We start from the raw sequence: 6,901 nt of genomic DNA on the forward strand, positions 1-6,901 counted from the left end.
CCCTTTACACTTTAAGGAGAAATAAAATGGCTGAATTTGACCTTGGTACCTTGCCATCTAATAGTGCCGTAGTAGTTCCGCGCCGCACTATCAGTAATCTCAACAGCAAAGACACCTACAGTTTCCGTCTGGATAGCGATAAAAATATCAACCTTGGGCTAGTTGGTATGACCGACGATCTGAATGTTCAACTATTTCGCGATTTCAATAGCAATGGCTTAGTTGATGGTAACGATAAGCAAATTGCTATTTCAGATCGATTGCGTTTGGATGAAGTAATCAACTTGTCCTCAGCAGTTGCTGACGTTGATGCAGGCAATTACGTGGTGCAAGTCAATCGGAACCGTGCGTTCAACGATACTCCCTACAATTTGAGAGTATCGGCTGACGCGATCGGAACACCCAGCAAAGTCCTCGCCGTAGAAGATGATTTCGGTGCCGTCTTTTCCAACGACAAACCAAGAACTCATCAAGGTTCGGTGGGTAACACCGACACCACCGATACTATCCATCTGGCTGTCAATACCCAGGGATTTTATCACTTTGGTCTCAATAATCTCAGCGCTGATGCCGATCTCCGATTGATTCAAGACAAAAACAACAATCGCGCCGTCGATGCAGGTGAGGTAATTGGAAGTGTGGTTAAGCGAGGCACTATTTCCGAAGGATTTGTCCAAAACTTGGCTCCTGCAACTAACTACTATCTTCAAGCCTCTCAATTCACAGGTAACACTAATTATTCTGTTACCTTGACTCCGATTCCCAACTAGAAAATCCTGGATGTAAAAACTATATCTGTAGGGTGCACACTGTGCACCTTACCCTATCAATTGTTCGTTCAAATTGCTTTAATTGAAGCCAGACAGCTATGACCGCAGTTTTATTACAAATCCGCAATTGCACCATCTCTGGGGAGGAGATAGTTCCTCGACTTGCCAGCTACCAAATGCTGCCCCAATTATACCGCGAGAGCATCATTGATGAAGCGATCGCCCCCATCGATTGCACCGCTGAAGAAATCGTGAATGTCCGCCAGCAGTTCTACGAACAAAATCAACTGATCGACGAAACCACACAGCAGCTTTGGCTACAACAGTACGGGATGAGTCTGGAATTTTTAGAGACTGTTTTCATTCCGCGACTGCTCAAAATTGAGAAATTCAAACACCAAAATTGGCATCACAAACTGGAGTCCTATTTTCTGCAACGCAAGCGATCGCTAGATCGAGTCATCTATTCTTTGATTCGGGTTAAAGACGCAGAAATGGCGCGCGAACTGTATTTTCGGATTCAAGAAAAAGAGCAATCCTTTGCCGAACTGGCGCGCGAGTATTCCCAAGGCCCAGAAGCTCAAGTCAATGGAATCGTTGGCCCGGCAGAACTCGGCACAATCCACCCGAATTTGGCGCATCTGTTGGCGATAAGCCGGCCCGGTCAGCTTTGGCATCCTATCCCTGTAGAAGGATGGCTGGTAATTGTCAGATTAGAAACATTGATTCCGGCTCAGTTCGATCTAGCGATGCGTCAACGTTTGCTGCGCGAATTATTTGAAACTTGGGTGCAAGAACAGATAGGTGAAATGTTAAATTGACGGGCAGGAATCTGACGCTCTTACCCCTGGCAACATCCAATCTTCCAAATAGAAACTTTTGAATACCATCACGCTTAAATTATGATGACACAAACATTCGATCAAACCAAAGCAGAAGCATTCGCCGGACGGATGCTGGACATTCTCAACAGTGGCGCACTCTCCGTCATGATTTCGATCGGGCATCGCACCGAACTGTTTGACACAATGGCAGAATTGCCGCCCTCTACCAGTCAACAAATTGCCGATGCTGCCGGATTGAACGAACGCTACGTGAGGGAATGGCTCGGTGCAATGGTAACGGGTCGCTTAGTGGATTATAATTCGATCGACAAAACCTACACTTTGCCGACAGAATATGCAGCATTCCTGACACGGGCTGCGGCTTCTGACATTGCGCCCTTTGCTCAATTCATTCCGGTGTTGGCATCGGTGGAAGACCGGATTATCGATTGTTTCTACAAAGGTGGCGGTGTACCCTACTCAGAGTTCAAACGTTTTCATGCCGTGATGGCAGAAGATAGCGGTCAAACCGTGGTATCTGCTCTATTTGACCACATTCTGCCGCTAATTCCTGGGCTTACCGAAGCGTTGGAAAAGGGTATTGAGGTGCTAGATGTCGGCTGCGGTAGCGGGCGAGCACTCAACAAGCTGGCTGAAGCCTTTCCGAATAGCCGATTCACAGGCTATGATTTTTCGGGAGAAGCCATCGCCACTGCCAACACCGAAGCGCAATTGCGGAAGTTGAATAATATCCAGTTTGAGGTGAAGGATGCCGCGACATTGGATGAGTGCGATCGCTACCATTGGATCACCACATTTGATGCAATTCACGATCAAGCCAGACCCGATATTGTACTCCAAAACATCTACAAAGCTCTGCGTCCCGATGGTGTTTACTTGATGCAAGATATCCGCGCCACAACGGATGTAGGCGGCAACATGGAACATCCGATTGCACCGTTACTATACACCATTTCTTGTATGCACTGTATGACAGTTTCTTTAGCCTACGGTGGTATGGGACTGGGAGCGATGTGGGGTCAAGAAAAAGCCCTGAAACTTTTGAGTGAAGCTGGGTTTAGCAGCGTTGAAATCAAGCAACTCGCCCATGATTTTCAGAACGACTATTATATCCTCAAAAAGAGCTAAAATCATGTGCAAAATTTGTGCTATAGGCCAACAATTGCAGAAGAAAAAACAGCCGAATTCGGGGTTGTTGGATACCAGCCAATTTTCGGTCTTCATCGATCTGAAGCAATTGTCCTCCACACCGGAATTCAAATCAGCTAAACTACCTAACAATCCTCAGTCATCGGTTAAGCTCCTAGTTTAACACTCAGGGATTCTAATCAGGAAGAGGTTAATCTCTCAACTGCTTATGTTGGCGCAAATGCTGTCCTCCTTAACCCTGATTTAAGGCGAATAAAGTCTTTACTATGAACCTGTTGGTAGTAAGGACTTTATTGCGTTCAAATTTCAAGCTGGAAATGAAACAAATAGCACTGCAATACCAAGAACGATCGCCCCTATACCCATCACAAAAGACCAGAAGCGGTGATAACTCTTAACCGTCGTACCGCTATCGCTTTCAAGCTGAATCAAATCCATCCAAGGTGCAACACCCCGGCGGAACCAACCCAAAGCGCTAACATCCATTCCAATCAAACTTTCAACCCGTTTCATGCCAAACAGAAAATTACCAATTGGCCCAAAACGAGAAGCATAGCGCAGATAAATCATGCCCGTTCTATCTTGCAGTTTCAAATCAGAACCAAAGGTATAACCCGCATCGCCGCGACCAATTAATTCGCCTTGCAGTTGCGACGGTTGACCCCGCAAAGGACTTGCATAAGGGTCAGACATTAAGGTTAAAACATCCAAGTGTTCTGCTTCTTCGTAATTGGGGAACATCACCAAAGTCTTGAGCAAAATTCCCGCACCCAAACCGATTAAAGGACAAGCAACCATCATCATCGGGTTTACAGCATACAGGGAAATGCCGATCGCAAAACCCACAGCTAACCCCAGAGTTTCTGCACTGTACAGCAGTAAATCGAACACAAAATTGCCGTACAATCTCCGCTTGCTCAAATCGTTGCCTTCGCCGACAATCCGGCCCATGTCAAACTCAATATCCAAGCCTAATTGTTCGGCATAAGTGCTCAAAGCGCGAACTCGTTTACCAGTCAGCGGGTGAGTAGAGTTCAACTCCATCCACCAACCCCAGGGATTAAACATATCCCACAAAAATACTCGCCCAATTTTTTCCGGTTCCGAAGTAATCCTGTAAGCAGTGCCGGTAGATGTGGCAGCTTTGGCATCGTAAATGCCTAAAGCGCGAGTTCCTTCTAATAAGCGGCTGGGTTCGGTTGCTCTTTGTCCTTCTTCCAGAATACCGTAAGCAATTTTTACCAAAGCGCGAGACAAAGCGTTGGGATTTCCGGTTGTTTCGGCTGCAAAATGGTCGGCAAAATATTCTCGCGTCCGCGACAAATACAGTAATAAATAAGTGCCGGCGATGTAAAATAAATAAGCAACAGCAGCTACAGTACCGGCCGCATCTTTAGCTTTTTCGCCACCACTTCGACCCATTCTTTGAGCTGTTGTGTAAATTAAATAAGTAATCTGCACCAAAGTCGAGGCTAAAGTCATTACTGCAAAGTCCCAGTGGACGATGTGACCGAGTTCGTGGGCGTAAACAGTGGCAATTTCTTCGTCGTCTAAATAGGTAAAAAGACCTTGACTGACCACTAAGCGAGCGCTATTGGGAAATGAACCGTAAGTAAAAGCAGTAGGGTTTTGATCGTCGATAATTCCTAAACGAGGCTGCTGGAGTTTTTTCTGCTTGCAAACCTTCTTAATAACTTTCGCTGTTTCGGGACTTAGGCTTTCAATTTCTGCTAGGGAAACCCAGCGGGTATTGTAGAGCCAATTTTGGCTTAAGTCCATCAAGTAAGGCGATAGGAAAAAAGCAGCGATGTTAAAAATCAGAGTTATGGGAAGTGCGATCGCCAATCCGGCTACTGGATCGGGACTGTTGAGAATCAAAACAGAGGCTAAAGATAGCGCTAACACCATACCAAACAGCAGGCTGATGGTGACGCCAGAAGCTAAAACGAGATTTCCGCCAGTTTTCTGTATCAGTTTAACGCCGGCTTTGGCGGCTCGCCCTGCCTTGCGTAAAGGGGCGTGAGATGACATAATAATCTCCAAAGGTTATTGACAAAAGGAAATGACCGTGGGATTTTATCTATACTTCACTGTTTTAACCTGTTAATGCAGATTGCTGTCATGGATCTCAACAAAAATATAGAACTTTCTCTATAATTGTTAAGACTGAAAACCACCCCTAAATTTATTTGGGGGGATTTAATGCAAAATTCAAAACCCAAAACCCAACAATCAAAACTATTTAAAAGTTACTGCCATGTCTATTATTGAAATTGCCCAAAAAACGCGCGTATCTGCTAGAAAATTGGCAGTTTTGTCCGCTAATGCCAAAAATCAAGCTATTGAAGCTATTGCGAAAGCTTTAGAAGCTGCTGCGCCGGATATTGTGGCGGCGAATGCTGCTGACTGCAAGGCGGCTGAGGCTGATGGAATTGCGAAACCGCTGTACGATCGCCTAAAGTTGGATGAGAGCAAGTTGAAAAGTGCGATCGCAGGCGTGCGCGACGTTGCGAAACTCCCAGATCCCGTAGGTTCCCTGCAAATTCACCGCGAATTGGATACAGGATTAATTCTGAAGCGCATCACCTGTCCTTTGGGCGTTTTAGGCATTATTTTTGAAGCGCGCCCCGAAGCTTTAATTCAGATAATATCCTTGGCAATCAAATCGGGAAATGGTGTCATCCTCAAAGGTGGCAAAGAAGCAGTCCGTTCCTGCGAAGTCTTGACAAAAGTGATACATCAAGCATTAGCAGAAACTGCGGTTAATCCAGAAGTCGTGCAGTTACTGACCACGCGAGAAGAAACAATCGAACTGCTCAAAATGGATGAATACGTAGATTTGATTATTCCCAGAGGTTCTAATTCCTTCGTGCGGTTCGTGCAGGAAAATACGCGGATTCCCGTCTTAGGACACGCCGACGGAATTTGTCATTTGTACGCAGACAAAGCGGCGGATATTCAGAAAGCAGTAGAGATTTCTGTAGATACCAAAACTCAGTATCCAGCCGCCTGCAATGCCATTGAAACTTTGTTAGTTCACAGTGCGATCGCCCCCAAATTCCTGCCCGCAGTTGCCGAAGCTTTGCAGCAGAAAAAAGTTGAACTGCGGGGAGACGAAAAAACTCGCGCCCTCCTAGAAAATATTGCCGAAGCGACAGAAACCGATTGGTCTACAGAATACAGCGATTTGATTTTATCAATCAAAATAGTAGATTCTGTGGAAGAGGCAATTAATCATATTAATACTTACGGTTCCAGACATACAGATGTCATTGTCACCGAAGACAGCGAAGCCGCCGAAACATTTTTAAATGGAGTCGATGCGGCCGGAGTTTATCACAATTGTTCGACTAGATTTGCTGACGGTTTCCGCTACGGTTTCGGTGCAGAAGTGGGGATTAGCACGCAGCAAATGCCGCCTCGCGGGCCTGTTGGTTTAGAGGGGTTGATTACCTATAAGTATCGAGTTGTTGGAGATGGCCATGTTGCGGCTAGTTATGTGGGAAAGGATGCGAAGGGGTTTACTCATAGGGATTTGTAAAAAAGTAATACTATTTGCGAAAAACATCGCTACAATAGCATTGAAAAAAGGGACAATACTACATTTTATCAACCCTAACAAATGTTGCATGAGTTTTGATAAATGCTATAATAACAACAGTATTGAGTTGTGAAACAGATGTCCGCTAGCATCACAATTAACCCTTACGAAATTCAGCAAATCTCACAAGCGCATACAATCAGTTCGTCAAAGCTGCGATCGCTCGCCCAAAAAGCAGAAGGTTTAGCAACAGCAGTAGAGAAGTAGAATTGCTTCTCATCTTGATGCTGTCGTCAAATCGAGGTGAAGTCAACTGGCTGTGCATATTCTGCACAATTGTATCCCAGTAGGTGATTCAGCTTTTGGGGAGATGTCTAATGTTTCTGCTCCCAATGACAACTTGAGTAATTTTTACTTAATTCTGTCTGGTCTGGAAATACAGCACTTCCGGATGTTATGAGGTACAATAGAATCGACTAAAAATAATATACCAATGAAAGCATACTTAGTAGATTTGCACTCCTTTCATAGTAGCAGCCCATTTAGAACAGAAGCTGTCGATCAGAAAAACAGCAGAAATATTTGCCTGCAGTAAA

Annotated in this window: 6 protein-coding genes; 5 read left to right on the plus strand and 1 reads right to left on the minus strand. The window is 45.1% G+C overall.

What is annotated here, in order from left to right; genetic code table 11:
- Positions 1-26: 26 nt before the first annotated feature.
- From QUA53_RS20935 to QUA53_RS20945, 3 genes are all read left to right on the plus strand, one after another.
- Positions 27-770, plus strand: coding sequence for a hypothetical protein (locus QUA53_RS20935; RefSeq protein ID WP_333099565.1), 744 nt, complete (start codon positions 27-29; stop codon positions 768-770).
- Between the two features lie 98 nt (positions 771-868).
- Positions 869-1,591 carry a peptidylprolyl isomerase gene (locus QUA53_RS20940; RefSeq protein WP_333099564.1) on the plus strand — a complete coding sequence of 241 codons (723 nt, stop codon included), beginning with the start codon at positions 869-871 and terminating at the stop codon, positions 1,589-1,591.
- 81 nt (positions 1,592-1,672) lie between these two features.
- Entirely contained in the window at positions 1,673-2,743 is a 1,071-nt protein-coding gene (locus QUA53_RS20945) for a class I SAM-dependent methyltransferase (RefSeq protein WP_333099562.1), read from the plus strand.
- A gap of 327 nt (positions 2,744-3,070) precedes the next feature.
- Here QUA53_RS20945 and QUA53_RS20950 read toward each other — a convergent pair whose 3' ends face one another.
- Complete coding sequence (locus tag QUA53_RS20950) at positions 3,071-4,795, minus strand: zinc metalloprotease HtpX (protein ID WP_333099560.1); 1,725 nt, start codon at positions 4,793-4,795, stop codon at positions 3,071-3,073.
- A gap of 226 nt (positions 4,796-5,021) precedes the next feature.
- Here QUA53_RS20950 and QUA53_RS20955 point away from each other — a divergent pair, with 226 nt between their 5' ends.
- On the plus strand, positions 5,022-6,305 hold the full coding sequence (locus tag QUA53_RS20955; protein ID WP_333099559.1) for a glutamate-5-semialdehyde dehydrogenase: 1,284 nt from the start codon (positions 5,022-5,024) through the stop codon (positions 6,303-6,305).
- 138 nt (positions 6,306-6,443) lie between these two features.
- Entirely contained in the window at positions 6,444-6,572 is a 129-nt protein-coding gene (locus QUA53_RS20960; RefSeq protein WP_333099557.1) for a hypothetical protein, read from the plus strand.
- The last annotated feature ends 329 nt before the right edge of the window (positions 6,573-6,901 follow it).

It is taken from the genome of Microcoleus sp. Pol12B3 (assembly GCF_036701355.1).
GTDB lineage: Bacteria > Cyanobacteriota > Cyanobacteriia > Cyanobacteriales > Microcoleaceae > Microcoleus.

What these genes read in the sequence shown, in the direction of transcription:
- QUA53_RS20935 (WP_333099565.1), top strand. Translation starts at nt 27, where the DNA reads ATGGCTGAATTTGACCTTGGTACCTTGCCATCTAATAGTGCCGTAGTA.
- QUA53_RS20940 (WP_333099564.1), top strand. Translation starts at nt 869, where the DNA reads ATGACCGCAGTTTTATTACAAATCCGCAATTGCACCATCTCTGGGGAG.
- QUA53_RS20945 (WP_333099562.1), top strand. Translation starts at nt 1,673, where the DNA reads ATGATGACACAAACATTCGATCAAACCAAAGCAGAAGCATTCGCCGGA.
- QUA53_RS20950 (WP_333099560.1), bottom strand. Translation starts at nt 4,795, where the DNA reads ATGTCATCTCACGCCCCTTTACGCAAGGCAGGGCGAGCCGCCAAAGCC.
- QUA53_RS20955 (WP_333099559.1), top strand. Translation starts at nt 5,022, where the DNA reads ATGTCTATTATTGAAATTGCCCAAAAAACGCGCGTATCTGCTAGAAAA.
- QUA53_RS20960 (WP_333099557.1), top strand. Translation starts at nt 6,444, where the DNA reads ATGTCCGCTAGCATCACAATTAACCCTTACGAAATTCAGCAAATCTCA.